Source organism: Hymenobacter tenuis (genome assembly GCF_054780495.1).
In genome coordinates this window covers 1448608-1471580 of the sequence record NZ_BAAGWF010000001.1, presented here as the reverse complement: position 1 = coordinate 1471580, position 22973 = coordinate 1448608, and the positions used below count along the sequence as shown (strand labels likewise).

General features: G+C 56.0%; 24 protein-coding genes. 12 read left to right on the top strand and 12 right to left on the bottom strand.

What is annotated here, in order from left to right; all coding sequences use genetic code 11:
- The first annotated feature begins 83 nt into the window (after positions 1-83).
- The gene (locus ACYVGU_RS06315; protein ID WP_460621345.1) at positions 84-503 is read left to right on the top strand and encodes an STAS/SEC14 domain-containing protein; all 420 of its coding nucleotides are present in this window, start codon (positions 84-86) and stop codon (positions 501-503) included.
- Between the two features lie 42 nt (positions 504-545).
- On the opposite strand, the gene ACYVGU_RS06310 is transcribed toward ACYVGU_RS06315, so the two are convergent.
- Positions 546-2150, bottom strand: a complete 1605-nt coding sequence (locus ACYVGU_RS06310) for a hypothetical protein (protein WP_460621344.1) — start codon at positions 2148-2150, stop codon at positions 546-548.
- 150 nt (positions 2151-2300) lie between these two features.
- Here ACYVGU_RS06310 and ACYVGU_RS06305 point away from each other — a divergent pair, with 150 nt between their 5' ends.
- Positions 2301-3887: a hypothetical protein gene (locus ACYVGU_RS06305; RefSeq protein WP_460621343.1), complete on the top strand. Its 1587-nt coding sequence runs from the start codon at positions 2301-2303 to the stop codon at positions 3885-3887.
- Between the two features lie 89 nt (positions 3888-3976).
- Here ACYVGU_RS06305 and ACYVGU_RS06300 read toward each other — a convergent pair whose 3' ends face one another.
- Entirely contained in the window at positions 3977-5098 is a 1122-nt protein-coding gene (locus ACYVGU_RS06300) for a DNA topoisomerase IB (RefSeq protein ID WP_460621342.1), read from the bottom strand.
- A gap of 426 nt (positions 5099-5524) precedes the next feature.
- On the opposite strand from ACYVGU_RS06300, the gene ACYVGU_RS06295 reads away from it, so the two are divergent.
- On the top strand, positions 5525-6334 hold the full coding sequence (locus ACYVGU_RS06295) for a M48 family metalloprotease (protein WP_460611898.1): 810 nt from the start codon (positions 5525-5527) through the stop codon (positions 6332-6334).
- Positions 6335-6493: 159 nt separating this feature from the next.
- Positions 6494-7681 (top strand): App1 family protein, encoded by a 1188-nt coding sequence (locus ACYVGU_RS06290; RefSeq protein WP_460611899.1) that lies wholly within the window; start codon positions 6494-6496, stop codon positions 7679-7681.
- A gap of 124 nt (positions 7682-7805) precedes the next feature.
- Here ACYVGU_RS06290 and ACYVGU_RS06285 read toward each other — a convergent pair whose 3' ends face one another.
- Positions 7806-8258 carry a YybH family protein gene (locus ACYVGU_RS06285; RefSeq protein ID WP_460621341.1) on the bottom strand — a complete coding sequence of 151 codons (453 nt, stop codon included), beginning with the start codon at positions 8256-8258 and terminating at the stop codon, positions 7806-7808.
- A gap of 37 nt (positions 8259-8295) precedes the next feature.
- Entirely contained in the window at positions 8296-9039 is a 744-nt protein-coding gene (mtgA, locus tag ACYVGU_RS06280; RefSeq protein WP_460621340.1) for a monofunctional biosynthetic peptidoglycan transglycosylase, read from the bottom strand.
- A 133-nt stretch (positions 9040-9172) separates the two neighbouring features.
- Here mtgA and ACYVGU_RS06275 point away from each other — a divergent pair, with 133 nt between their 5' ends.
- Both ACYVGU_RS06275 and ACYVGU_RS06270 read left to right on the top strand, forming a co-directional pair.
- Positions 9173-9808 (top strand): LON peptidase substrate-binding domain-containing protein, encoded by a 636-nt coding sequence (locus tag ACYVGU_RS06275; protein WP_460621339.1) that lies wholly within the window; start codon positions 9173-9175, stop codon positions 9806-9808.
- A 102-nt stretch (positions 9809-9910) separates the two neighbouring features.
- The gene (locus tag ACYVGU_RS06270; protein ID WP_460621338.1) at positions 9911-11140 is read left to right on the top strand and encodes a metallophosphoesterase; all 1230 of its coding nucleotides are present in this window, start codon (positions 9911-9913) and stop codon (positions 11138-11140) included.
- Here ACYVGU_RS06270 and ACYVGU_RS06265 read toward each other — a convergent pair.
- Together ACYVGU_RS06265 and ACYVGU_RS06260 are read right to left on the bottom strand one after the other, a co-directional pair.
- Positions 11137-12048: a diacylglycerol/lipid kinase family protein gene (locus tag ACYVGU_RS06265; protein WP_460621337.1), complete on the bottom strand. Its 912-nt coding sequence runs from the start codon at positions 12046-12048 to the stop codon at positions 11137-11139. The two genes, ACYVGU_RS06270 and ACYVGU_RS06265, sit on opposite strands and share 4 nt — an antisense overlap.
- A gap of 120 nt (positions 12049-12168) precedes the next feature.
- Positions 12169-12978, bottom strand: coding sequence for a M48 family metalloprotease (locus tag ACYVGU_RS06260; RefSeq protein WP_460611905.1), 810 nt, complete (start codon positions 12976-12978; stop codon positions 12169-12171).
- A 189-nt stretch (positions 12979-13167) separates the two neighbouring features.
- On the opposite strand from ACYVGU_RS06260, the gene ACYVGU_RS06255 reads away from it, so the two are divergent.
- Positions 13168-13362 (top strand): hypothetical protein, encoded by a 195-nt coding sequence (locus ACYVGU_RS06255; protein WP_188558592.1) that lies wholly within the window; start codon positions 13168-13170, stop codon positions 13360-13362.
- A gap of 83 nt (positions 13363-13445) precedes the next feature.
- On the opposite strand, the gene ACYVGU_RS06250 is transcribed toward ACYVGU_RS06255, so the two are convergent.
- Positions 13446-14195 carry a murein L,D-transpeptidase catalytic domain family protein gene (locus ACYVGU_RS06250; RefSeq protein ID WP_460621336.1) on the bottom strand — a complete coding sequence of 250 codons (750 nt, stop codon included), beginning with the start codon at positions 14193-14195 and terminating at the stop codon, positions 13446-13448.
- A 156-nt stretch (positions 14196-14351) separates the two neighbouring features.
- On the opposite strand from ACYVGU_RS06250, the gene ACYVGU_RS06245 reads away from it, so the two are divergent.
- Positions 14352-14756: a hypothetical protein gene (locus ACYVGU_RS06245; RefSeq protein WP_460621335.1), complete on the top strand. Its 405-nt coding sequence runs from the start codon at positions 14352-14354 to the stop codon at positions 14754-14756.
- Positions 14757-14899: 143 nt separating this feature from the next.
- Here ACYVGU_RS06245 and ACYVGU_RS06240 read toward each other — a convergent pair whose 3' ends face one another.
- A complete protein-coding gene (locus tag ACYVGU_RS06240; RefSeq protein ID WP_460621334.1) occupies positions 14900-15304 on the bottom strand; it encodes a hypothetical protein in 405 nt (134 codons plus the stop codon).
- 264 nt (positions 15305-15568) lie between these two features.
- The gene (locus ACYVGU_RS06235) at positions 15569-16042 is read right to left on the bottom strand and encodes a DUF4199 domain-containing protein (protein WP_460611909.1); all 474 of its coding nucleotides are present in this window, start codon (positions 16040-16042) and stop codon (positions 15569-15571) included.
- Between the two features lie 289 nt (positions 16043-16331).
- Here ACYVGU_RS06235 and ACYVGU_RS06230 point away from each other — a divergent pair, with 289 nt between their 5' ends.
- Positions 16332-17954, top strand: a complete 1623-nt coding sequence (locus ACYVGU_RS06230; RefSeq protein WP_460611910.1) for an ABC-F family ATP-binding cassette domain-containing protein — start codon at positions 16332-16334, stop codon at positions 17952-17954.
- Between the two features lie 18 nt (positions 17955-17972).
- Positions 17973-18734: a hypothetical protein gene (locus ACYVGU_RS06225; protein ID WP_460621333.1), complete on the top strand. Its 762-nt coding sequence runs from the start codon at positions 17973-17975 to the stop codon at positions 18732-18734.
- Positions 18735-18834: 100 nt separating this feature from the next.
- Here the strand turns inward: ACYVGU_RS06225 and ACYVGU_RS06220 are convergent, their stop codons facing one another.
- The gene (locus ACYVGU_RS06220; protein ID WP_460611912.1) at positions 18835-19005 is read right to left on the bottom strand and encodes a lmo0937 family membrane protein; all 171 of its coding nucleotides are present in this window, start codon (positions 19003-19005) and stop codon (positions 18835-18837) included.
- 349 nt (positions 19006-19354) lie between these two features.
- On the opposite strand from ACYVGU_RS06220, the gene ACYVGU_RS06215 reads away from it, so the two are divergent.
- Together ACYVGU_RS06215 and msrA are read left to right on the top strand one after the other, a co-directional pair.
- Entirely contained in the window at positions 19355-20245 is an 891-nt protein-coding gene (locus ACYVGU_RS06215) for a 3-hydroxyacyl-CoA dehydrogenase family protein (protein WP_460611913.1), read from the top strand.
- A 246-nt stretch (positions 20246-20491) separates the two neighbouring features.
- The gene (msrA, locus tag ACYVGU_RS06210) at positions 20492-21037 is read left to right on the top strand and encodes a peptide-methionine (S)-S-oxide reductase (RefSeq protein ID WP_460621999.1); all 546 of its coding nucleotides are present in this window, start codon (positions 20492-20494) and stop codon (positions 21035-21037) included.
- Between the two features lie 79 nt (positions 21038-21116).
- Here msrA and ACYVGU_RS06205 read toward each other — a convergent pair whose 3' ends face one another.
- Together ACYVGU_RS06205 and ACYVGU_RS06200 are read right to left on the bottom strand one after the other, a co-directional pair.
- Positions 21117-21923 (bottom strand): hypothetical protein, encoded by an 807-nt coding sequence (locus tag ACYVGU_RS06205; RefSeq protein WP_460621332.1) that lies wholly within the window; start codon positions 21921-21923, stop codon positions 21117-21119.
- A 160-nt stretch (positions 21924-22083) separates the two neighbouring features.
- On the bottom strand, positions 22084-22905 hold the full coding sequence (locus ACYVGU_RS06200) for a 2,3,4,5-tetrahydropyridine-2,6-dicarboxylate N-succinyltransferase (protein WP_460621331.1): 822 nt from the start codon (positions 22903-22905) through the stop codon (positions 22084-22086).
- Positions 22906-22973: the final 68 nt, after the last annotated feature.

Below are 22973 nucleotides of genomic sequence, written 5' to 3'. Positions count from 1 at the left end.
CACCAGCCGTTTATTTGCAATCGGCGAAGAAAGCGCCACCGAGATGCAACAAACTGACTGCAGGGCCGTAGCAGGCTCCACCTATGATTGCGTCAACAGCTCCGCTTACCATTGCCTTTCGCGCCGACCTTCACGTTCTGATTGTTCGGTGGCTGCGGGAGGTTTCTACCCCTGAACTTCAGCAAGGCTATCAAGCTGTATTAGCTGCCGCCCAAGAGCACCACGTTTCTCATTGGCTGGTTGATTCCCGCCGGCGCAATCAATCCAATGCCAGTATGGTGGAATGGCTAGACCAGGAGTTTCTGCCCGCTTCCTCCCAGCAGCTTAAGCAAACCGCTCACCTAGCATGCCTGACTGCCAGCTCTTGGCAGCCAGCCGGCACTCCCGCTACTCCATTGGCAGAGCTGGCGCGGCGCACTAGCCCCTCAGCCGGCCGAGGCTTTGTAGTTCAGCTATTCGGCGATGAAGGAGCTGCCATTAAGTGGTTGAAGGCGCATCAGTAGCTAGTAAAGCTGGCTTATTGTGAGTTCAGGCGCTGCACGCACCTAGTACAACCGATGCCGCAGCAACCATCCGGCACCATCAAACTCCTCAGCGCGGGGCTTGTATTTCTCAACCTGGGTTTTGCCTACCCGCAGCGTGTTTCCGTCGCCGCTGTCGTAAATGGTGATGCGGCTGCGGGAGTTAGGTGGCAGTGGCTGTACTTCAATCAGGTCCTGCCCCGCTCCATCGAATACGGAAATCTGAAAGCGTGGATTGTGGTTTCCGCGAAGCTCAAAGGCATCGTTTCCTCCTAGCCCAAACAGCTTCACTGACCGGGTTTCGCGGGCGAAAAACGTGCGCTCGTGTAGCAACTGGCTGCCTTGCGGAGTAAGGTGATATACCTGCACACGCACTTGTTCCGGGCCTGTCGCCTCTACCACAAACCGTTCTGCCTCATCGGTGCCCGGCAGCTCCATGTCACGGGCCAGCAACTCATAGAACTTGGCCGCAACGGCCGGCAGCTGTTCCCGCCGAGCGCGCAGCTTGCGGCTAAAATCAGCGGCCCCCAACTCCTGCACTTCCTTGGGCCACACCTTTAGGGCGCGGTCAATGGTTTCGTTGGATAGCGATGTACGCATGGAGTCTGCAATCTGCTGGAAGTCGGCGCGGGTAAGGTAAGCCAGCAGTATCTTGTCCATGGGCCGAGCGGCGCGGTTCAGCCCCTCCACATCCTGCAGCCGAATTTTCTCATGAAAGCTCTGGTAGTTGGTTTTAACCCAGCTAATCATGCGCGTTAGCACGCCGTCATCGAACTTGAAAAAAGCATGGTCCCGGTCGCGCGGAATGGCCTGATAGACGGTACCGCCCGCGGTTGGAAAGCCGGCCCACCGCCACTGGTCTTCGCGCCGGCTCCAGTCGCCCAGCCACATATCAAACAGGCGGCTGCGCAGGTACTGGCGGGCGTTTACCTGAAACTGAGAGCTAGTAACCAGGTTGGTAAATACGCGGCGGGAGCTTTCTACGTGGGCTGAGCGGCCGAAGCTGCTGACCTGACTTTGGTCGCCTTCGGGCCGCTCTTCAAACAGATACAGGGCATTGCCAAAGCTTTCCCGGAACTCGCCCAGCGCCGGATCATCAGGCAAAAAAACCAGGCGCGGATTGGTGTGGTACACGCCCGCCGCCTTTGCTAACGGAGGCACAATGTAGGCGCCATACGGATGAATAACGCTCGTTTGGTCTTTCATCAGCTTGCCAATCGGGCCTTGCTGCAACCCTTCGGGCAGGGCCTTGGTGGGGTCCTTATCCACGGAGCGCAGCACGTACTGCACGCCTTGGCGGTCAATGAGCCGCAAATTCTTGGTTTGAAAGGAGCCTCCCTCCCGGATGGGCGTCAGGCCCCCGGGCACAGCCGTCCGGAGGTTGAACACCGGCGCCGTAACGGGTACTTTCCACAGACTGCGGTAATGAGTTCCCCAAAAAAAACGGTACACTTGGCCCTTATCGTATTGAGGGCCAGCAGCAACCAGCACCGTTGAATCGGGACGCATGGTGGTCTGCCGAGCCGAAGTAGCTGGTTGGGCCGGGGCCGAGCAGGAAACGCACAGCAGGCCAGCCGCTACACTAACTGCCACACCAGCAGGCGATATTACGCGGGGAAACAGCAGCACAGATATAGATAGGTTACAAGCCAGAATGCCAACCGACATCGGGCAGCCGACCTTATAGCGCAAACCAGGGCCCGGCGGTTGTACAGTCGAGTATCGACTTTTCCTTCTCAATTGCGTTGAAGGAGCCAAGCTGCGCTTATTTGCTCTAGTATGAACCCACGCTACCCCTTCGTTTTTTGCCTACTGACGGCTAGTGCCTGTGGCCGCGAAACCTATTTTCAGCCCGATGCCCGGGTTGATTACGCCACACCTTTGGCCCCTTCCGCCGACAGTGCGCGCGTAACGGCGGGCCGCCATTACCGTCGGGGGCCGCTTGGCCGGGCCATACTAGGTCCACATTACCGCCGAACCTGGGCCGAGCCCGTGACTTTGCCGGTTTTTGATGCCCGGAAAGCTATAGCAGGCGGGTTGAAATTTGGGAAAGTAGGCGGCGGGTTTCAAACCACCAGCATTACCATGGATGCCCCCAATGGGCGCAGCTACGCGTTGCGTAGCATTGATAAGGATCCGTACAAAACCCTGCCCAAGGTGCTGCGCCAAGGCTTTGTGCTGACAACGGTGCGAGATGCTACCTCGGCGGGCATGCCCTATGGGGCGTTTGTAGTGCCTGGGTTAGCGGAAGCAGCCGGCATACCGCACACCACGCCTCGCCCCTTCTACGTCCGGTCCGATGAGAACGGGCTAGGACCTGCCTCAGCCTCGTTTCAAGGCAAAGTGGTGATGTTGGAAGAGAAGTTTGAGGGCAAGGAAAACATTGCCGGTCCGGTGGCTGGCGCCCAAGACTTAGAAGAATCGGATGACGTGTTGGAGCAGCTGTACACTACGCCCACGCACCAACTCGATGGGGAGGCCTTTTTGCGCGCCCGCTTACTTGATATCTGGCTGGGCGACTGGGACCGGCACGAAGGCCAGTGGAGTTGGGCTTCCTACCCGCAGCCCGATGGCCGGGTGCTCTGGAAACCCGTTCCGCAAGACCGCGACCAGGTATTTTTCCGGTTCGGCGATGGGGCGCTGTCGTGGCTGGTGAGCAAGCTAGTGAGCAAGTTCCGCACCTTTGGCCCCGAGTTTGAAAGCATAGAGGGTTACACGCGCAACGCCGCGTTTATCGATGAGCGGGCCTTGGCTGCAGTGCCTCGCACATCGTATTTGCGCACCGCTCAGGAGCTGCAAACGCGTCTTACTGATGCCGTAATTGAACAAGCAGTGCGAAAAGGGCTGCCGTCGGAAGTGTTTCGGCTAGAAGGCCCGCGCATGATTGCCAGCCTGAAAGCCAGACGGGCAGCACTGCCCAAAGCCGCCGCCAAATTTTATGCCCTCCGCTCCCGCCAGGTAGTAGTAGCCGGCACTGACCAGGACGAAGAATTTGAAGTGCAGCGCCTCAACGACACGGCTACCGTTGTCTCCGTCTATTCTCAATCAGAAAACAAACCGCGACGCCTGCTTTATCAGCGCACGTTCCACCCCAAGGATACCCGCACGGTGGTGCTGCATGGCCTCCGGGGTAAGGATACGTTTTCCGTATCCGGAAACGTGAGTCACTCACCATTTATTGATATCTATGGCGGCCCTGGTGAGGATGTGGTGCGCGAATCCTCTCGCGTGGCCGGGCTGAGCAAACGAACCCGCTTCTTTGACTCGCGCCGCAACAACGTGCTAGAACCTGGCCCCGAAACTAAAAACCGCACCGACCACAGCGTAAAGTCTCACGCCTTCGACCGTGACGGATCCGGCCGCTAAATAGAAGCGAGGGTGCTGCTTTTCCCTAACTAGATAGTGTGGAAAAGGCAGCACCCTCGCTTTTTTACTATTTGCTTCTAGCCAACGAGCTACTTCTTGGCTTCTAGTTCCTGCAGCATTTCCAGCACCATGTGCTCAGTGGGTGTGAGCAGGTCGTTTTCGTTTGGGTCGGCATCGTGACGCCGCAGGTAGTTGATTAGCTGATCGGAATTAAACAGCTCCACCACCTGCGGATGGACGTAGTATTTCGAGCAGACCGAAGGCGTGTTGCCCAGGTTTTCGGCTACATCTTTCAGCGCCCGTTTCAGGCTTTTGGGCTTGGGGAACTCGGTGTCCTCGTCCAGCACCCGCTCTAGGGCTTCCACCATTTTTACGGTGCCACCCCAGGTTCTGAAATCTTTGGCCGAGAGCTTAATGCCTGTTACTTCCTGCAGGTACTCATTCACGTCGCCGGACTCCAGCTCTTCGCGGTGGCCATCGGGGGCATAGTACTGGAACAGGTGTTGCCCCGGAATTTCTTTGCACTTCTGCACTAAGCGGGCCAGTTTGCGGCCCTGAATGGTCAGGTCGTGCGCTACCCCCTTTTTGCCCACAAAGCTAAACCGTACCTCAGCACCGCTTACTTGCACGTGCTTGTCGCGGAGGGTGGTAAGGCCGTAAGTTTTGTTTTTGCGAGCGTACTCCTTGTTACCAACCCGCATAAACGACTGGTCCATGAGCACCAACACCAGGGCAATAACCTTACGCTTGTCTAGCTTGGGGCGAGCCAGGTCGGTGTACATCTGCTGCCGCAGAGTGGCCAACTGCTCCCCGAACGCCAGCAGTCGACTGAATTTGGTAAGCGCGCGCGCTTCGTCCCAAGCAGCGTGGTAGAGGTACTGCTTGCGACCCTTAGTGTCGCGGCCCGTAACCTGCAGGTGCGAGTTTGGCGACGGGGAAATCCAGACCTCAGTCCAGGCCGGCGGAATCACGAAGCCCTGAATGCGGGCCAGCGTTTTTTCATCCACCGGTTCGCCCTTCGGCGTGAGGTAGCGAAATTCGCCGGTGGCGGTTGCCTCGCGGGTTATGCCGGGCTTGGTATCGGAGAGGTAGCGCAAGCCGGCCAGTTCGGCCTGGCGGGCAGGGTCTTTGTAGAGCAGATGCGCCTCTTCCAGGGGCTCCAGCTTCTTTTTGCGGGTTTTGGGGCGGGCGGCGGTTTCGGAAGTCGACATCAGGTGGAAAGCAAAAAAGCCCGCCCGTCGGAAGTGACACGCGGGCTACTCTCTACGCAAAACCCAACAATTAGATAGTAACCCGCCACTACTGACCGATGCCGCCTCAACCACCAGCCCGCCTCAGCCTTGTGCTACCGCTACCCTTGGCGCAGTTTAGCTCCCTCAAGACCCTAGGGGCTTTTTTGGCGCAAAGCCGCCGCAGATGCTCGGGCAGCCATCAGCCAATATAATGTGCGGCGGCATACGGGCGCCAGCTTTTTTCCGATTGACGCTCTGCTACCTAGCCCTGCTTCAACTCCAAACCCTAGGCTGGTCAGCAACACGAACCGGAAGGCTTTCGTTAGGAGGCTGCTAGTTCTGGCACCGTTTTTTCTAGCAGGCTGGCATTGCTCTTCCTTCCTTACCACTTTATTTCCGCGTTTTATGCGTCGTTTGTTTCTCAAACCCTGGCTGTTGTTCGGCCTTGTAGTTTCCTTGGGCACGGCTTCTTCCTGCTCGAAAGATGGCGACGGGGTGCTGCTTTTCTCCGTTGAAGATGATAAGGCCCTCGGCGAAAAAGTAGCCGACCAAACCGACTCCACGTTCCGCGCCAAAGGCCAACTAGTAGAGCCCGGCAGCAACCCGCGGGCCTATGCCGCCCTGGGCCGCATTGTTACCCGCGTGCTTAACAACGGCAAGCTGCAATACCGCAATGAGTTTCCGTGGGATGTAAAAATCATCAAAGACGACCAGACCCAGAATGCGTTTGCCACCCCCGGCGGCCACATTTACGTGTATTCGGGCCTGATTAAGTACCTCGACAATGAAACCCAGCTGGCCGGTGTGCTAGGCCACGAAATTGCCCATGCCGACCGCCGCCACACGTCTCGCCAGCTCCAGAACCAGTATGGCATTAGTGTGCTCCTGAGCTTGCTGCTGGGCGAAAACCAGAACACGCTGGTAGATGTAGCCTCTAGCCTGGGCCAGCTGAAATTCAGCCGCGACTACGAAACGGAGGCCGATGCGTATTCAGTAGAGTACCTCAACGGTACCAACCTCTACGCCTGTGATGGCGCCGCGGGTTTCTTCATTAAAGCCCAAGCCGAAGGCCAGAGCGGCACGCCGGAATTCCTGAGCACCCACCCCGACCCTGGTTCACGCATCCAGAACATCCAAACCAAAGCCGATGAGCTGAAGTGCCGCAACCGCTCGGCTTCCTCTACTGATTTCAACGAGCTGAAAAGCGCTTTGTAATCTTACTAGCTTTGGTTTCTAGTGAAAGCTCCTGACGTTGGTCGGGAGCTTTTTTTTGTACCTACCACCGCTTCTCCGGATGACGAAACGCAACACTAGCCCTAGTGGCGCGCGTAAGCGTCTATTCTGCCACTCTGCTTTTCCTCCTTCTTTTTCTTCATGGCTTCCCTACTCGATACCCTAAGCGGCTGGGCCGAACGCGCCGATGAGGCGTTCACCAAAACCCGCGCCCGGCTGGGCATGCTCCATCCTATCCAAATCATTTCGTACCGCAGCTATGGCACCCCAAGCCGCCTGTATGTAAAAGGGCGCTTGCTCACAGATAAGGGCATCAGTGAGCCAGATCCGGCCGACTCCCGCTGGAACAATCTGCTGAATATGTACCGCCGCTTTGATAGCAACGAAATCAGTGGCGCGCAGCTGAGTGTGCTTCCAGCCGATGGCACCGACCACACGGTAGTAACCGATGAGGAAGGCTACTTCACGCTGAACCTGGAACCCAAGGCCCTGCCCGAGCCGGTTGATTATCTGTGGTACCCCGTGGAAGTGCTGCTGCGCAAAGCTCCCGAGCCTTTCCCTACCCCCACAAATGGCCTGAACACCCGGTCAATGGTGCTCATTCCGCCCGCCGATGCAGAATATGGCATCATCTCCGACCTCGACGACACGGTTATCCAGACCTCGGCTACTGACTTGCTGCGCATGGCGCGCACCGTATTGCTGCGCAATGCCCGCTCCCGTTTGCCCTTTAAGGGCGTGGCCGAGTTTTACCGCCAGCTGCAGCTAGGCCGCAATGGCAAGCGCAACAACCCTTTCTTTTACGTCAGCAGCTCACCCTGGAACCTCTACGATTTGCTCGAGGACTTTTTGCAGCTGAATGATATTCCGCCTGGCCCGCTGCTGCTGCGCGATATGGCCCTTAAGCGCAAGCAAAGTACCGACATATCGGAGCACCACGGCCACAAGCTGAAGGAAATCGATAACCTGCTGCTGACTTACCCTACGCTCCCGTTCGTGCTCATCGGCGATTCAGGCCAGGAAGATGCCAACATTTATCGGGAGGTCGTGCGCAAACACCCAGGCCGCGTGCTAGCCATCTACATCCGCGACGTGAACCTTCCTGACCGCGCAGCGCTGGTAGAAAAGGTTTCGGAGGAATTGCGCGAGCACAAGGTGGAAATGGTATTGGTACAGGACACGGTACAGGCCGCCGAGCATGCCATAGGTACGGGCCTCATTTTCCAGGAAGCCTTGCAGGCAGTAGAGCAAGAAAAGCAAAAAGACGAAGCTGCCGCCGATGACTCTGAGCTGGATGGCGAAGGCAGCGGCGAGCCTGTTATGAAGTAACCCCCAACCACACCATGCGGCGCCGGTAGCGGGTTTAGCTGCTCTCAAGGCCTAGTACCGACTAGGTATGAAAAGCCCGTAAACCTGCCGCCAGCGCCGGATGGTGTGGTTGTAGTAGCTGAGTTTAGCTCGAATGGTCGGCTACTACCACCCACTGCCCATTGATGCGGCGGAACACCAACAGAAAATGTCCTTGTAAGTCGCCTTGCGCAGGGCGGGCCAGGTGCCAGCGACCTACCACCTGCGCGGCATCGGGGCTGAGGGGTTGAATGCGGAGGCCCGAGAAATCGAGCTGGCCCATAGCCTCGGGGCTCGGGTAACTTTTCCGGTAATTATCAAGGGTGCGCTGCCAGCCATAGGTAAGGCCGCTTTTCCCAATAAATACCAAGGAATCGTTTTGCCAGTAGCCTTGCATGAAGCCGGCTACATCGCCCCGGTTCCAGGCGGCAGTCTGGGTTTGGAGCACTTGGGCAATATCGCGCCGGGCGGTGGCACCCTTGGCGGTACTAACCGAACTAGTAGGTGCGCAGGCAGCCAGCAACAGTGGGGCCGCAAGCAGCAGAATAGAACGTTTCATGGCAGGAAGATAGAACATCAGTGGAATGCCGTCGGCGTTAGTGCTCCATCAGTGCTTTCACATAGGCTGTGCCGCCTAGCCGCCGCATGTTGCGCAACACGCGCTGCTGCTTGGCCCGGGCCTGCGGGCCCGGGTTTGCCGCCCGAAACCGCAATGGATTTGGAAGTACGCCTGCCAGCAGAGCAGCCTCCGGGGGCGTCAGCTTCCGGGCTGACTTATGAAAGTACTGCTGAGACGCTGCCTCGGCCCCGAAAATACAGTCGCCCATTTCGGCCACGTTCAGGTACATTTCCATGATGCGGCGCTTATCCCAGAGCAACTCAATAAGCAGCGTAAAGTAAGCTTCGGCGGCTTTGCGCACGTAGCTGCGGCCGTGCCACAGAAACACGTTTTTGGCTACCTGCTGCGTAATAGTGCTGCCACCGCGCAGTTGCTTGCCCCCACTCATGTTGGATTTAGCCGCTTGTAGCAGCGCATCGCCATCAAAGCCGTGGTGCGTCAGGAAGCGCTGGTCTTCGGCAGCCACCAGGGCCAGGGGCAAGTGCGGTGATACTTCTTCGAGCGTTTTGAAGCTGTAGTTAATCTGGCGGTCTTCTTCCCGAATGCCATGATAGCCTTTGCCTACCGGAGCATGTGCGCGCCGGTCCAGCATCAGCCAGGTAGCAGGCGGACTTACCCAACGGTACACTAGCACCCAGGCTACTGACGTCAGGAATAATGCGGCCACCACTTGCAGGGCCACCCGGCCTACCCGCCGGGCTGTTTGCCTGTAATCCTTCACGAAACCAAAAAACAAAGCTTGAATCAGATGCGAAAGCCCACAGCTTCCGGGCGAAAGTAGCGCATTTTAAGGCACAGGCCCGATTTTGCGTTGCAATAAGAATACATTTTCCGGTAAACGTGGTTAAGTAGGTATGACTCGAATGCTGGCCCTGTTTCCGCTCAACCTCGTGGTTTTTCCTGGCGAAAAGCTGAATCTGCACATCTTTGAGCCGCGCTACCGCCAACTCGTTCACGACTGTCTGCAGGAAAATATTTCCTTCGGCATTCCACCCTACATCAATAACGGCGTAAGCACGTTGGGCACCGAAATGCGGCTGATAAGTGTGGTCAATAACTACCCCAACGGGGAAATGGACATCAAGACGCGAGCCGTGGGGTTGTTCCGCATTGAAGAGTTTTACCGGGAGGCCCCGGGCAAGCTGTATGCGGGCGCCGAAGTGGAAAGCGTGGCTGATGACAACACCCCCGACCCAGCACTACGCACGCGTATTCACGCGCTGGTTCAGGAGCTATACGAGTTGCTGGGGTTGCGACGGTTGCTGCTAGAGTTAGCGCCTGATTTTCGGGTATATGACATTGCCCATCACCTGGGCATGAGCACGGAACAGGAGTTTCAGTTATTGGAAGCTGCTACGGAGCAGGAACGGCAGCAGCTGATTCTGGACCACCTGCTGCACGTGTTGCCGGTGCTGCAGGAAACTGAGAAGCTGAAAGAACGAGTGCGCCTGAACGGCCATTTCAAAAACCTTACGCCGCCCGCCTTTTAAGCGCCCCACCACGGTAGGCAAGCATTTAACGTTGCACGCTCTCGCTGTTTTCGGCAACGGAAGCCATTTCCACGTATACCTGCCTACACTTTCCGTATTGCTGTGCCCGATTCAACTACTCTGTACTATGCGTTTTGGATCCTTGTTGGGTTGATGACGGCCTGGCTGCTGCGTAGGTATTACCTCGAGCGGCAGTATCGGCGGCTTCCATACGTGGCTCCAGCGCACAACGATTGGGAAAGGCACCTGCCACCATCCGGCCGTCCGACACACCGGGTGGCGCTCCTCGGCGACCCCGGCTCGGTGGCCACTGACGGCACCGACCCCATCCTGCGCTTACTGGAAGACTGGCAGCAGGAAACCGGACCCGATGGCACTATCGTTATCCTCGGTGACAACGTGTACCCGACCGGGTTGCCCGCCCCCGACCACCTAGGCCGGGCCGCAGCCGAAGCCCGGCTGTCGGCGCTGCTGGATAGCCTGCGACCGTTCCGGGGCCGGGTGGTCATGCTTAGCGGCAACCACGACTGGAATAAAGGACGCCCCGATGGCTGGGAATACCTGCGCCGCCAGGAAGCGTATGTGCACCAGCACCTGCCAGCTACGCACTACCTTCCCCCCGACGGCCAACCCGGACCCGTTGTGTTGCAGCTCACCGAAGGCCTAGTGCTGGTGGTGCTCAATACGCAATGGTGGGTGCAGCAGGGCCCACGGCCCGCCTCCGATACCAAGGAGCCATTCCGCCAGCTCCAGCAGATTCTAGCGGCCAACCAGCACCAGCAGGTTATTGTGGCTGGGCACCACCCGTTGTATTCTAATGCCTTACATGGTGGCAAGTTCACGGCCAAGCAGCACGTATTCCCCCTCACCACTGTATACAAGCAAGCCTACGTGCCGCTGCCGCTCATTGGCTCATTGCTGCCGCTGTACCGCAAGCTAGTGGGCGCGGCCGAGGATATGGCCCATCCGCGCTACCGCAAAATGCGCCGGCGGCTACTGCGGGTGCTGCATCAGTTTCCCAACGTTATTTACGCCGCCGGCCACGACCACAATCTGCAGTATTTTCAGCAGCACGGCGGGCATTACCTAGTGAGCGGCTCGGGCAGTAAAACGGCTTTTGTGCAGAAAGGCGGCCAAGCCACTTTCGTGCACGAGCATAAGGGCTTCTTTAGCCTTGACTTTTATGCCCTCCATGAAACTTGGCTGCGCACCCTGGAGCCCGACCAAACTAGTGAGGTTTTTCGGCTTCGCCTGACGCCCGCACCAGTGGTATCGCCGCCACTTGTGCCAGTGCCGCTCGAGCAAATAGCCCAAAGCGTAAAACCTGTTTAGGAGGTTTGGATGGTTTTGGGGGCTAGTAAGCGCAGGCTGGCCGGCATGATGGATACTTCCACTGGAGAAGGCAGATAGTGTGGTTCACCGTCAATCTGCACCAGTACCTGCTCCTGCCCATGCACGCTGATGCGGGCCCTGCGGCAGCTTAGGCGTCGGGTGTAGTCAGAAGCATCAAAGCCACTAGTATACAGCCGGTACAACAAGCCTGGGGCTGCTGCATTGGGGAAAGGCTCAATCAGACAGATTTCAAACTGACCATCGTCCAGTTGGCTGTCGGGGTTGATGATGACGTTGCTGCCGAAAGTGCTGGCATTGGCTATAGTGAGCATAAACGCTTGGCCTTCCCACGCTTCTTGGTCAGTTTCAATGCGGTAGCTGGCTGGCTTATAGTTGGCATACTCCTGGGTGGCAATCCGGATGTACGCTCCCGGCCCTCGTATGTCGCCTTCGTTAAAGCGCTCCACAATCAGAGCATTGAAACCCAAATCAGCTAAGTGCGCCGAGAATTTTCCTCCAATCTGTAGGGTATCTACGGTACGCAGGGTGTGTTCCCAGGTTAGGCGCAGTGCTTCCGGAACATCCTGCGGAATCCCTAGGTCCTTGGAGAGGCCGTTGCCCGAGCCTAGCGGCAGAATTCCTAGGGGCACTTCGCTGCCGACTAACGCTTCCGCTACCAAGCTCACGGTTCCATCGCCGCCGGCCGCAAATACCGCGTCGTAGGCAGTATCGTTGAGGTGGGCGCGCAGCTTAGCTAGGTCGTCGGTGCCATCGGTATGGAAGAAAGCAGCCGTCCGGCCCCTCTCCTGGCAGTAGCGGGTAATGGAAGTTTCCAGCTCGCTCTTGTCGATGTCACCGGAAATAGGGTTCAGTACAAACAAAAGCTGCCGGAGCAGTACAGACGTCATGGGCAGATTGCTGTTGAATGTGCGAAGTACTAGGTTGCCGGCGTGCTGCAACGGCAACCCAGACAAAAAAATATAGCCGACTTAAAGTCGGCTATACGAAGATGTATCAGATCAGGCCACCTAGGGCTTGAGGTTGGCGGGCAGCCCTTGCGGAAAGTCTTCGGCAATGTCGCGCTGCAACTCCTCAATCCGGTTGCCGGGGTTGGGGTGCGTGCTCAGGAATTCTGGAGGTTTGCTGCCGGTATTTTCCCGGTCCAGAATCTCCATAACCTGAATCATGGAGCGAGGGTCGTAGCCGGCTGCAGGCGTGAAGTCTACTGCCAGGCGGTCGGCTTCCAGCTCATCTTCGCGGCCATAGCGCAGCGTGAGGAGCTTGCCTACCATGGCGGCGGCGGCAGCGCTAGCCATCGTAGCCGGCCGATCCGGGTCGTAGAGGCCAATGGCAGCAGCGCCCGTCAGGCCCTGCGTCAGGCGCGACTTGGCAATTTGCTCAGCGGAGTGGCGGCCTACCACGTGGCCGATTTCGTGGGCCAGTACGCCGGCCACCTGGCCTTCCGTTTTCAGGTTTTTCAGCAAGCCAGCCGTAATAAATACCTGGCCGCCGGGCAGAGCAAAGGCGTTGATGGTGTTTTCATCGGCCAGCAAGTGAAACTGAAATTTATAAGGTGACTGGCTTACTTTGGTACTGCGCACAATCTGCTGACCAATGCGCTCCACGGCTGCTCCGGCCTGCTTATCCGGATGGATGCCGCCGTATTGCTGGGCCATTTCGGGGGCGGCCTGCAAGCCCAGCGCTATTTCTTGGTCAGCCGACATATCTACGTGCTGAACTTCGCCGGTTACTTCGTTTTTCTGGGTATTGCAGTAGTATGGAATGAAGGCAAAGGCCGCCATCACCAAGGCAATGATGTATCGGAGGTTTCCTCGCATGACTGGGGTAGGGAAAGGGAGATGAAAAGGGCAAAATGTGGCCTCAGTGGCTCTAGCGCTTGTAACGCGAAGACTCAACCAGGGTTGCCTGCCTCCGCGGAACCCAAATTCGCTTGGTGCACGTATCAAGCCCAATCCCAACCGAGCCCCAGGCCCGGACTCTCTCCTCAACCGTAATTTTCCATTGTCATGAATCAGAAACGCACATTCGGAAGCATCCTAACCATTCTGGGCATCATTGGCATCATAGCTGGTGCTCTGGGCTTCCTGCAGATTGGCGGACTTGGCCTCAGCAAGATGAATTCACTAGTGCCCTTCTTCGTTGGCCTGATCTTCTTCTTTGCCGGCATCAACCTGGTAAAAACCACCAGCGACCGGGCTTAACGCCCTTCAGCTCCCTAGTAAACGCCACGCCCACCAACCGAGCTGCTCGGGGTGGGCGTGGCTTTTTTGGTAGTGATACTGGCTTAGCTGCTCCGTACTAGCCCTTTACTTTGGGCAAAGGCCAGCAAAGCTGGGTCGCGGCTAAGTAACTCTGATTGATAGGCAACAGTAGCTGGCCCATTGGCAAACAGCACGGTTCCGCCTTTTATAGCCCGAATGATGGTTGAGCTTTGCGCGAGGGGTAGTGCAGGGCAACCCTGGCTGCGACCCAGCCGGCCATGCTGCTGAATAAAGCTCTGGCTTACGTAGTCGGCGCCGTGTACCACCACGGCCCGGCTTAAGGCGTTGGTGTTATAGCCGGCATCTACCCCGTGCAGTTTCAGCGAAAGGCCATGCTTCCCCTGGTAGGTAGCCCCGGTCACGTAAAATCCCAAGCTGCTCATCTCCGACCCCTCCCGGTTGGAAAACGAGGTAGCGAATTCATTGCCGGTGTTTTTGCCGTGGGCTACCAATGTGTGGTGCAGCAGGCGGCCACTAGCTACATTAAGTACCCAAAGCCGCTTTTGGGTGCTGGATCGGCTGAAATCGATGATAGTAAGCGTCTGGGTTTGGCTGTTCACTCTGCCACGCTGCTGCAGGCTGTAGAAGCCCAGCAACGCCTTACGATACACCTGCAGCGGCAAACCCGAGGCTGTGAGACCAGCCTGCGCATAGGTCAGGGCTACGTGCTGCTCGAAAGCGGCTGTATACAGAGCGCGTTCCGTAAGGCTTAGCAACACAGGGGCCGGAGGGGAGCCGGCGGCAGCCTCAGCAGGAAGAAATCCTGTAAACACGCTAAAAAGCAACGCGGCTGCGAGAGTCGTTACGTTCGTCATCAGCTAAACAAGTCGGGGCGATTTAGGGTAGTACTGGTGGCAATAACTCTGCCAAGGCCAGTCAAAAATAGTACTTTTGCTTCAACTACTCTTGGGGTACTTAACTTTTCGTCCTTGCAAACCGTTCCTCTCTCCTTCCTGAAATTCTCGCTTTGTGCTAGCCTGGCCTTGGCTTTGGGAGGCTGCGGCCACTCGCTTACTTCCCTACCCGGCTTTGACTCTGAGGTGTGGCGCTCTGACCCGTATGGCTGCCAGAACCGACGCTTAACCTTGTTACCCATTCTGGAAAAACACCGCCAAGAGCTGTACGGAGCCCGTATCAATGATATTACGAAGCTAATGGGACACCCGGATGAGGAAGAACTGGGTGAGCAGAGCGATAAGGTGTATATCTACTATGTGGCCTCCGGCATGCAGTGCGTAGCAGGGCATCCGAGGTCAGCCCGCTACCGGGTAACCCTGCGCAGTGGCGCAACGGGTACAGTCACGGAGGTAATTTTGCCTGTGATAGATAAATAGAATTTATCTATTGTTTAATACAGCAATTACTTGTCGGCGCTTCGGGCTTAGGCCACATTTTGCCGGCAGATGTACCTGCTTGACAATAAAAAAGGCCGACCCAGTAGCTGGGTCGGCCTTTTTACTAGGTTGGGTCTTGGGTACTACCCTAGCCCTCCCTCATTGCCATCAGTGGGCACGGGTACCACCTCGCGCTTTTGCTCATCTCGCAGCAAACTTAGCTGCGAAGGGGTCAGGATGCGGCTGCACTCCTGCTCATATTGTGCTTCCAGTTCGGCCAGTTTAGCGCTACGCAGGCTTGGGTTGTCATAAAATTCCCACTGAATCTCATCAGCGCGGGCAATTTTAATTTTATTGACGGCCCGCAGCTGAATGTATTGCGCCTCGTTCAGCCGTAGCTGCTTGTTCATCATCCGAGTCACTTCCTCCACCCGCGCATGGGTAAGGTCTCCGTTACCCGGACGCTCTGAGTACCGATCCTTCATTTGGGCAAGCACAGAAGAGCTGAAGCCGGCCAACAGTAAGAGGGTAAAAATCAACGTTTTCATACAAAAAAACCAAAGGCGTACTTGTCCTAAGTGTTAGGAGCTAGTAGGGACTAAACCTTTATGGAAGGCAAATAATTCCTTTAAACTCCACTACTATTTGTACAAATATATATGGCAAGAATCATAGATGCAATAGGGTTTAATTTTATTTGTTAAATTTTATATAGAAATAGTTATGTATATTTCTTATAACTATTCCAGTAGATAGGCTACAAAAAAAACCGGCTGGAAAGGCCGGCTTTTTCAGAAGGAAGGATGCTATTGTTATTCCACTCCCGTCATGGGCTTGTGGTCGGGACTCTTGTAGTACTGCATGGCTATCAGCGAAATGATAACGCCGGACATAGCGCCTTGCAGGATGATGGCCAAAAAGGCAATAGTAACGGACAGATCAAACCCAAACAGGTCAGCGGCCCGGATGCCATCCATAATGTGTCGGTTTATGACGCCAGCATATAAAATAAAGAAGAAGGCAAATACAACAGATGCCACAATGGCCGTGATAATACCCGTACCAAACCCATGTAAATATGGCATACGGTCGTTGCGGTAACGCTTATAATTTACGATGGCCATGCAGACACCCACGGCCAGTATAACTGCATTCAGGAAGCTGAACTCAATGCGCTCAGCTAACCCGAAAAGGGAAGCTACTATGAAGTATACTATCATTCCTACGGCCGTGAACAGACCATATCGAATACCATTTGTTTCAGGCGTAATCCGTGATGCAGCCATAAATAAAGACTCTGCTTAAATGTGAGGGAGAAAACCAACAGGCCATCGTTAGCCGGGAACTACGTAGGGAGTGGCATCTGTTTCAGGTGCGCTACTGCCTTATGCCCAACCGTAACCTGTGTTTTTTATACCGTATTGTCGGGCAGGTTGTTGTGGTTTTGCGAAGCTTTTTTTCAACAACGGGCACATCCGGCTCCGGATATTCCGGCAGGCCGAGGCATTTTGCCTATTTTTGTGCGCCACAGCCTTCTGTTAGGGCCATTTCTGAGTTTCTCCGCACTTTTTTGATATGATCAGCACCTCCAACGTAAGCCTGCGCTACGGCAAGCGCATTTTGTTTGAAGACGTTACCATCAAATTCATGCCCGGCAACGTGTATGGCCTCATTGGGGCCAACGGGGCAGGCAAGTCCACCTTCTTGAAGATCCTTTCGGGTGAGATTGAGCCCAATACCGGCTCGGTGGATATGCCCAAAGGCGCCCGCCTTTCCGTGCTGAAGCAGGACCAATTTGCGGCTGATGCCTTCCCGGTACTTCAGACCGTAATTATGGGCCATACGCGCCTCTGGAAGGTAATGGAGGAAAAAGACGCGCTTTACGCCAAAGCCGATTTCTCGGATGAAGATGGCGAGCGGGCCGCGGCGCTGGAGGGTGAGTTTGCTGATCTGGAAGGCTGGAACGCCGAGTACGAAGCTGCTGAACTGCTCTCTGGCCTGGGCATTGCCGAGGACAAGCACAACACCCTGATGGGCGACCTGGGCACCTCCGACAAAGTACGGGTGCTGCTCGCTCAGGCACTGTTCGGTAACCCCGATGTACTGCTGCTGGACGAACCAACCAACGGCCTCGACGCCGAAACGGTACTGTGGCTTGAGAATTTCCTCGACTCATTCCAGAACACGGTTATTGTGGTAAGCCACGACCGTCACTTCCTGGATGCGGTGTGTAACTACATGGCTGACCTCGACTTCTCGAAAATCACGATGTATCCTGGCAACTACTCGTTCTGGTACGAGTCGTCGCAGCTGGCTTTGCGTCAGCGCCAGGAGGTGAACAAGAAGACCGAGGACAAGCGCAAAGAACTGGAAGAATTTGTTCGCCGCTTCTCGGCTAACGCCTCCAAATCCAAACAGGCTACGTCGCGCCAAAAGCTGCTCCAGAAACTCACGCTGGAAGAAATCAAGCCAAGCTCGCGCAAGTACCCCTACATCGCCTTCAAGCCAGAGCGCGAGGCAGGCAACCAGCTCCTGACAGTCGAGAACCTGAGCAAATCAGTAGATGGGCACACGGTATTCCGCAACGTTTCCTTTGCCCTCGATAAGAAGGATAAGGTAGCCATCATCAGCCGCGACGACCGGGCTGCCTCCCTCCTATTTGATATTCTGTTCAACGAGACGAAGGCAGATACCGGTGATTTCAAGTGGGGCACGACCATCACGCCTAGCTACTTCCCGAAGGAAAACACCGAGTTCTTTGACACGGACCTGAACCTAGTGGATTGGCTCCGGCAGTATAGCACCGAAAAAGATGAGTCGTTTATTCGGGGTTTCTTGGGCCGTATGTTGTTCTCGGGCGAGGAGTCGCAGAAGAAGTCGAACGTACTGAGCGGAGGTGAGAAAGTGCGCTGCATGCTCTCGAAGATGATGATGGAAGGTGGCAACGTGCTCGTGCTGAATGACCCCACTAACCACCTTGATTTGGAAAGCATCACGGCCCTGAACAACTCCCTGCAGGAATTCAATGGCACGCTGCTGTTTGCCTCCCACGACTTACAGGTAGTGGAAACCGTAGCCAACCGCATTATCGAGCTTACGCCCGACGGTATTATTGACCGCCGCATGAGCTACGAAGAGTATCTGGCTGACGAAAACATTAAGGCTCAGCGCCAACGCATGTATCAGTTGGTCTCATAATCACGTTCAAGCGGAGATATGAAACGACTTCTGTTCTTAACGCTTTTCAGTGGGGCCAGCCTTGGGTTGGCCCCTACCGTTTTGGGCCAGGTAACGGACACCACGCGCACCGTAAAACCGCAGCTGAACACGGCGCCCCCAGGCTCCGCACCAGCCCCAACGGCTCCGGCTCCGCCGCCAGTCTATCAGCCGGCACCAACTACCCCCGAGCAAACGCCGGCCTCTAGGGAGCCTTACGACCCCAACCGGCCATCGGGCTTGGAGCTACCCCAGCGCCCCGGCGTGGCGGCCCCGGAACCTCCGTTGCGGCGGTACTTCTTGTACAGCAATTTTGGTTTAGGCTTCAGTAGCCTGTATGGGTACAGCCAGTTCAGCGCCAGTATTGCGCCGGCCATCGGTTATCGGGTAAGCAAGCGGTTTGCCATTGGTCCGGGCATTTCGTACGCCTACAACAACTACTCGTTGCGCGGCTCCAGTAGCGTAAACACCAATAGCATTGGGCTGAAAGCCTTTGCGCAGTTTATCGTGTTTAACCAGTTCTTCCTGCACGGCGAGTACGAAGTAACCAAGGCCGAAGTGCTGTACCAGGACCCGAGCACAGGCACCTTGTTTCCCGGCAAAATTACGGTGCGCACCCCGCTGGCTGGAGTTGGCTACCGGCAACCAATCGGGGATCGGGCCGCCGCTGACATTGTGGTACTGTATAATTTCAACGACGGCTTCGAAGACATCTATGGGCAGCCGGTAATTCGGTTCAGCTTCCTGTTTGATTTGAAATAAGCTTACGGACAGAACACAAAAAAACCGGCCCTTTCGGAGCCGGTTTTTTTGTGTTTTTTGGACTCAATTATTCCACTATCTGTGTGGAATGCGGGGCTAGCTAGACTACCCGACCGCCGCGAATAACACGCAGCAGAATGGCGATGATAGCAATAACCAGCAAGATGTGAATCAGACCATTGTTAGCGAGGCCGGTGCCCAAAACACCAAAGAAGCCAAGTGCCCAAATGATGATCAGAATGACAGCGATGATATACAGCAGATTTCCCATGGTTGTAAGAAGTAAGGAGGAGAGAGTTGGTGAATGGTTAGGGAGAGTTTTTTTGTGGCTGCTGTAGCTAGTGGGTGAAGAGTAGTTGAGCAGCCAATCTGCGGTTTTGTACGCGGGGCTTCCCCCAAAAGGTTTATAGCCTGTTCACATTTTTTTAATTCTGCAAGAAGCTTTAGCCTAAAAAATGCCCTAGCGCACTGCAAATCCATTTTTACTTTCTAAAAAAAATCTTGTATAGCAATACTCTAATCCTTAAAATCTTCCATTGGGTGGCCCGTTGTTTCAGCTTAGCTTTGCACGGCAGCCTTGCCTGCTCCTATTTCTTCCCACCCACTTTTCTGTTTTTTTCATGCTGAACGTCGCCGTTATTGGCTCGGGCACGATGGGCAATGGCATTGCTCACGTATTTGCCCAGCACGGTTTCTCCGTTGCTCTCATCGATATTAACCAACCTGCCCTTGACAAAGGCTTGGCCACCATTGGCAAAAACCTAGACCGCCAGGTAGCAAAAGGCTCGCTCACGGAGGATGATAAAACCGCCACGCTAGGTCGGCTGACTACCTATACCAGCATTGCCGAAGGTGTACAGAATGCCGACTTGGTGGTGGAAGCCGCTACAGAGAACGTCGACCTGAAGCTGAACATCTTCCGGGAGCTGGACCAGCACGCGCCCGCGCAAGCCATTTTGGCTTCCAACACCTCCTCTATCTCTATCACGAAGATTGCTGCCGTTACGAAGCGCCCAGCGCAGGTGATAGGCATGCACTTTATGAATCCGGTGCCCGTAATGAAACTGGTAGAGGTTATCCGGGGCTACGCTACATCTGATGAGGTGACCCAGCGCGTGATGGAGCTGTCGCGGGAGCTTGGCAAAACGCCTACGGAGGTAAACGACTACCCTGGTTTCGTGGCCAACCGCATTCTGATGCCCATGATCAATGAGGCCATTTACAGCCTGTTTGAGGGGGTAGCGGGCGTAGAGGAAATTGATACCGTGATGAAGCTCGGCATGGCGCACCCGATGGGCCCGCTGCAGCTGGCCGACTTTATTGGGCTGGATGTGTGCCTGGCCATTCTGCGGGTACTGCACGACGGCTTGGGCAACCCGAAATATGCACCTTGCCCCCTGCTGGTAAACATGGTAACGGCCGGCCGCCTAGGGGTAAAATCAGGCGAAGGTTTCTACTCTTGGACCCACGGCACCAAAGAGCTGGTGCTGGCTGAGCGTTTCCGGAAGTAGCCTTTTCGTAGGGGTTCCGCGTAAACAGCACCCTAGCAAACAACTTACCCGACCTTTCTGCCCCCGGGCGGGAAGGTCGGTTGTTTTTATAGCAGCTCGGCCGTATTTGCTAAACTTTTCAGGCCTGAAATTCCTTTTAGACGTATGATACGAGCAGTATTTACCGCTCTGTTGTTGCTAGGCCTGTTGAATGCCGCAACCGCACAACGGGCTACTACCACACCATCTACTACGAAAACCCAACGAATGGAACAGGCAACATTTGGAGCCGGCTGCTTCTGGTGCGTCGAGGCTGTTTTTCAGGACCTGAACGGCGTCGAGAAAGTTGTATCCGGCTACACCGGCGGACGCATCGCTAACCCTACCTATAAGGAAGTATGCAGCGGCCTGACGGGCCACGCGGAGGTGGCTCAGATAACGTACGACCCTAGCAAAATCAGCTTTGAGGAATTGCTGGAGGTGTTCTGGAAAACCCACGACCCTACTACCCTCAACCGCCAGGGCGCTGATACCGGCACGCAATACCGCTCGGCCATCTACTACCACAACGACGAGCAGAAGCGCCTTTCGGAGGAGTACAAGAAGAAGCTTAATGAAGCGCATGCTTTTTCGAACCCCATCGTGACGGAAATCTCGCCCCTAGGCACGTTCTATGCCGCCGAGAACTATCACCAGAACTATTACAACCTGAACAGCCAGCAGCCTTACTGCCAATTTGTGGTGAAGCCCAAAGTAGATAAGGTGCGGCAGGTTTTTGCCGACAAGCTGAAAGCTGAGGCCAAAGTTCACTAGGCCAACTACTATGTAAAAGCCCGCCCCGACAGTGTCGGGGCGGGCTTTTCTTTTACTAGGGTCGCCGAAGCGGAAAACCTTACTGCTGCTCTACCAAATCAATCTGGAACGGACCATGGTCGCGGCCGAGAGCATAGAACATGGCCACTTGGTTCATCAGGGTACGGGCGTGCAGGTCGAGGCCGCGGGTTTCCAGAATCTGGTTGTTCTTCACAATGATAAAGCTGACCAGCTCGCCAGGATAAGCGCCGTCTTCGCCTACGGGTGGAATTGCCTCAAACGGGGAGTGCGACTTCACCGGGATAAATTCGCCTTTGGGCAGCTCCATAAGGGTTTTCTCGCCGTATGGAACGAAGCCTTTCAGGTGTGAGTAGCGGAAGTTAGGGTTCCAGACCCAGCTGCCGTTAAATACATAGTACTCATCGGTGCCCAGGCGCAGGAAATCACGCAACGAAACGTTTACGCCTACGCGCCAGTTGGAGCGCTCCTCCAGCGTTTGCTTGATGATGGCCAGGCGCGTAGGGTCCGGAACATCCGTGAAGGACTGGGTGAGGCTGGCGTGCACCACTAGCTCACAACCGGCATACAAGTTCAGCAGCTGCTGGCGCCAGGCATTCTGGGCGCCTAGCTGGTAGGCCTGCTCCCGGGTAAACTCAAAGAAATTATGGGTATACGGGCCGGCAATGGCTACCCCGTCGCGGCCGTTGGGCTCGGCCCACTCCACCAGAAAGCAGGGGCGCTTTTGGCCGTCCACCCAAGGCAGCTCGCGGTTAAAGGCTACGCGCGTTTGCACCACCTCGGGTTCAATGCCTAATTCCTGGGCTACAAAGTCGCGCACTTCGTCGCGGGCCTGGGCCGCGGACACTACTGTTCTGAAGGTACTCATCAAGAAAAGAATCGGGGGAACTTGGGTGAGTGAATTACGCACCGCAGTGCAATATCCTGCATCTGGCCGTGGAAAAAAAGAACCCTGGCGTAAAGGGCGCAGGGTTCTTCCAGAGCCAGCAGTAACTACAGGCTTTTCAGCGCGTTATGCCACCGTTTTATTACACGGCCACGTTGTGCTCGCGCAGCGCGTCGTTGAGCGACGTTTTCAGGTCGGTGCTGGGCTTGCGCTGACCGATAATCAGGGCGCAGGGCACGTGGTATTCGCCGGCCGGAAACTGCTTGGGCAGACTGCCCGGAATAACGACGGAGCGCGCCGGTACGTAGCCCCGGTACTCCTTCGGCTCTGGGCCCGTCACGTCGATAATGCGCGTGCTGCCCGTGATGGTTACGCCCGCCCCGATAACGGCTTCCTTGCCCACAAAGCAGCCTTCTACCAAAATGCTGCGCGAGCCCACAAAGGCGCCGTCTTCCACAATTACGGGTGCTGCCTGTACGGGCTCCAGCACGCCGCCAATGCCTACGCCGCCGCTCAGGTGCACACCGGCCCCAATTTGCGCGCACGAGCCTACGGTAGCCCAGGTATCTACCATGGTCCCCTCGCCTACCCAGGCGCCAATGTTCACGTAGCTGGGCATCATGATAACGCCGGGAGCCAGATACGCGCCATAGCGCGCTACGGCGGGCGGAACTACGCGCACGCCCTGCTGCTCGTAGTTGGTTTTGAGGCGCATTTTGTCGCGGAACTCAAAGGGGCCTACCTCAATGGTTTCCATCTGGCGGATGGGAAAATACAGGATAACGGCTTTCTTTACCCAGTCATTCACCTGCCATTCGGCACCCTCGGCGCCGGGCTGAGCCACACGCAGGCGGCCTTTATCTAGTTCTTCAATTACGTGCTGGATAGCCTCCGTAGTGGCGGCTTGCTGCAACAGGCTCCGGTCGTTCCAGGCAGCCTCAATCAGGGTTTGGAGTTCAGACATTTCAATCTGGGTGTCAGGTGATGTTAGGTTGGTTGCCCGCACCGGAAGTCCGTGAACCGGATACGTAA

Excerpts from the sequence above, each read along its gene's own strand:
- ACYVGU_RS06315 (WP_460621345.1), top strand. The coding sequence starts at position 84 with ATGATTGCGTCAACAGCTCCGCTTACCATTGCCTTTCGCGCCGACCTT.
- ACYVGU_RS06305 (WP_460621343.1), top strand. The coding sequence starts at position 2,301 with ATGAACCCACGCTACCCCTTCGTTTTTTGCCTACTGACGGCTAGTGCC.
- ACYVGU_RS06300 (WP_460621342.1), bottom strand. The coding sequence starts at position 5,098 with ATGTCGACTTCCGAAACCGCCGCCCGCCCCAAAACCCGCAAAAAGAAG.
- ACYVGU_RS06295 (WP_460611898.1), top strand. The coding sequence starts at position 5,525 with ATGCGTCGTTTGTTTCTCAAACCCTGGCTGTTGTTCGGCCTTGTAGTT.
- ACYVGU_RS06290 (WP_460611899.1), top strand. The coding sequence starts at position 6,494 with ATGGCTTCCCTACTCGATACCCTAAGCGGCTGGGCCGAACGCGCCGAT.
- ACYVGU_RS06285 (WP_460621341.1), bottom strand. The coding sequence starts at position 8,258 with ATGAAACGTTCTATTCTGCTGCTTGCGGCCCCACTGTTGCTGGCTGCC.
- ACYVGU_RS06275 (WP_460621339.1), top strand. The coding sequence starts at position 9,173 with ATGACTCGAATGCTGGCCCTGTTTCCGCTCAACCTCGTGGTTTTTCCT.
- ACYVGU_RS06265 (WP_460621337.1), bottom strand. The coding sequence starts at position 12,048 with ATGACGTCTGTACTGCTCCGGCAGCTTTTGTTTGTACTGAACCCTATT.
- ACYVGU_RS06260 (WP_460611905.1), bottom strand. The coding sequence starts at position 12,978 with ATGCGAGGAAACCTCCGATACATCATTGCCTTGGTGATGGCGGCCTTT.
- ACYVGU_RS06255 (WP_188558592.1), top strand. The coding sequence starts at position 13,168 with ATGAATCAGAAACGCACATTCGGAAGCATCCTAACCATTCTGGGCATC.
- ACYVGU_RS06240 (WP_460621334.1), bottom strand. The coding sequence starts at position 15,304 with ATGAAAACGTTGATTTTTACCCTCTTACTGTTGGCCGGCTTCAGCTCT.
- ACYVGU_RS06235 (WP_460611909.1), bottom strand. The coding sequence starts at position 16,042 with ATGGCTGCATCACGGATTACGCCTGAAACAAATGGTATTCGATATGGT.
- ACYVGU_RS06230 (WP_460611910.1), top strand. The coding sequence starts at position 16,332 with ATGATCAGCACCTCCAACGTAAGCCTGCGCTACGGCAAGCGCATTTTG.
- ACYVGU_RS06225 (WP_460621333.1), top strand. The coding sequence starts at position 17,973 with ATGAAACGACTTCTGTTCTTAACGCTTTTCAGTGGGGCCAGCCTTGGG.
- ACYVGU_RS06220 (WP_460611912.1), bottom strand. The coding sequence starts at position 19,005 with ATGGGAAATCTGCTGTATATCATCGCTGTCATTCTGATCATCATTTGG.
- ACYVGU_RS06215 (WP_460611913.1), top strand. The coding sequence starts at position 19,355 with ATGCTGAACGTCGCCGTTATTGGCTCGGGCACGATGGGCAATGGCATT.
- msrA (WP_460621999.1), top strand. The coding sequence starts at position 20,492 with ATGGAACAGGCAACATTTGGAGCCGGCTGCTTCTGGTGCGTCGAGGCT.
- ACYVGU_RS06205 (WP_460621332.1), bottom strand. The coding sequence starts at position 21,923 with ATGAGTACCTTCAGAACAGTAGTGTCCGCGGCCCAGGCCCGCGACGAA.
- ACYVGU_RS06200 (WP_460621331.1), bottom strand. The coding sequence starts at position 22,905 with ATGTCTGAACTCCAAACCCTGATTGAGGCTGCCTGGAACGACCGGAGC.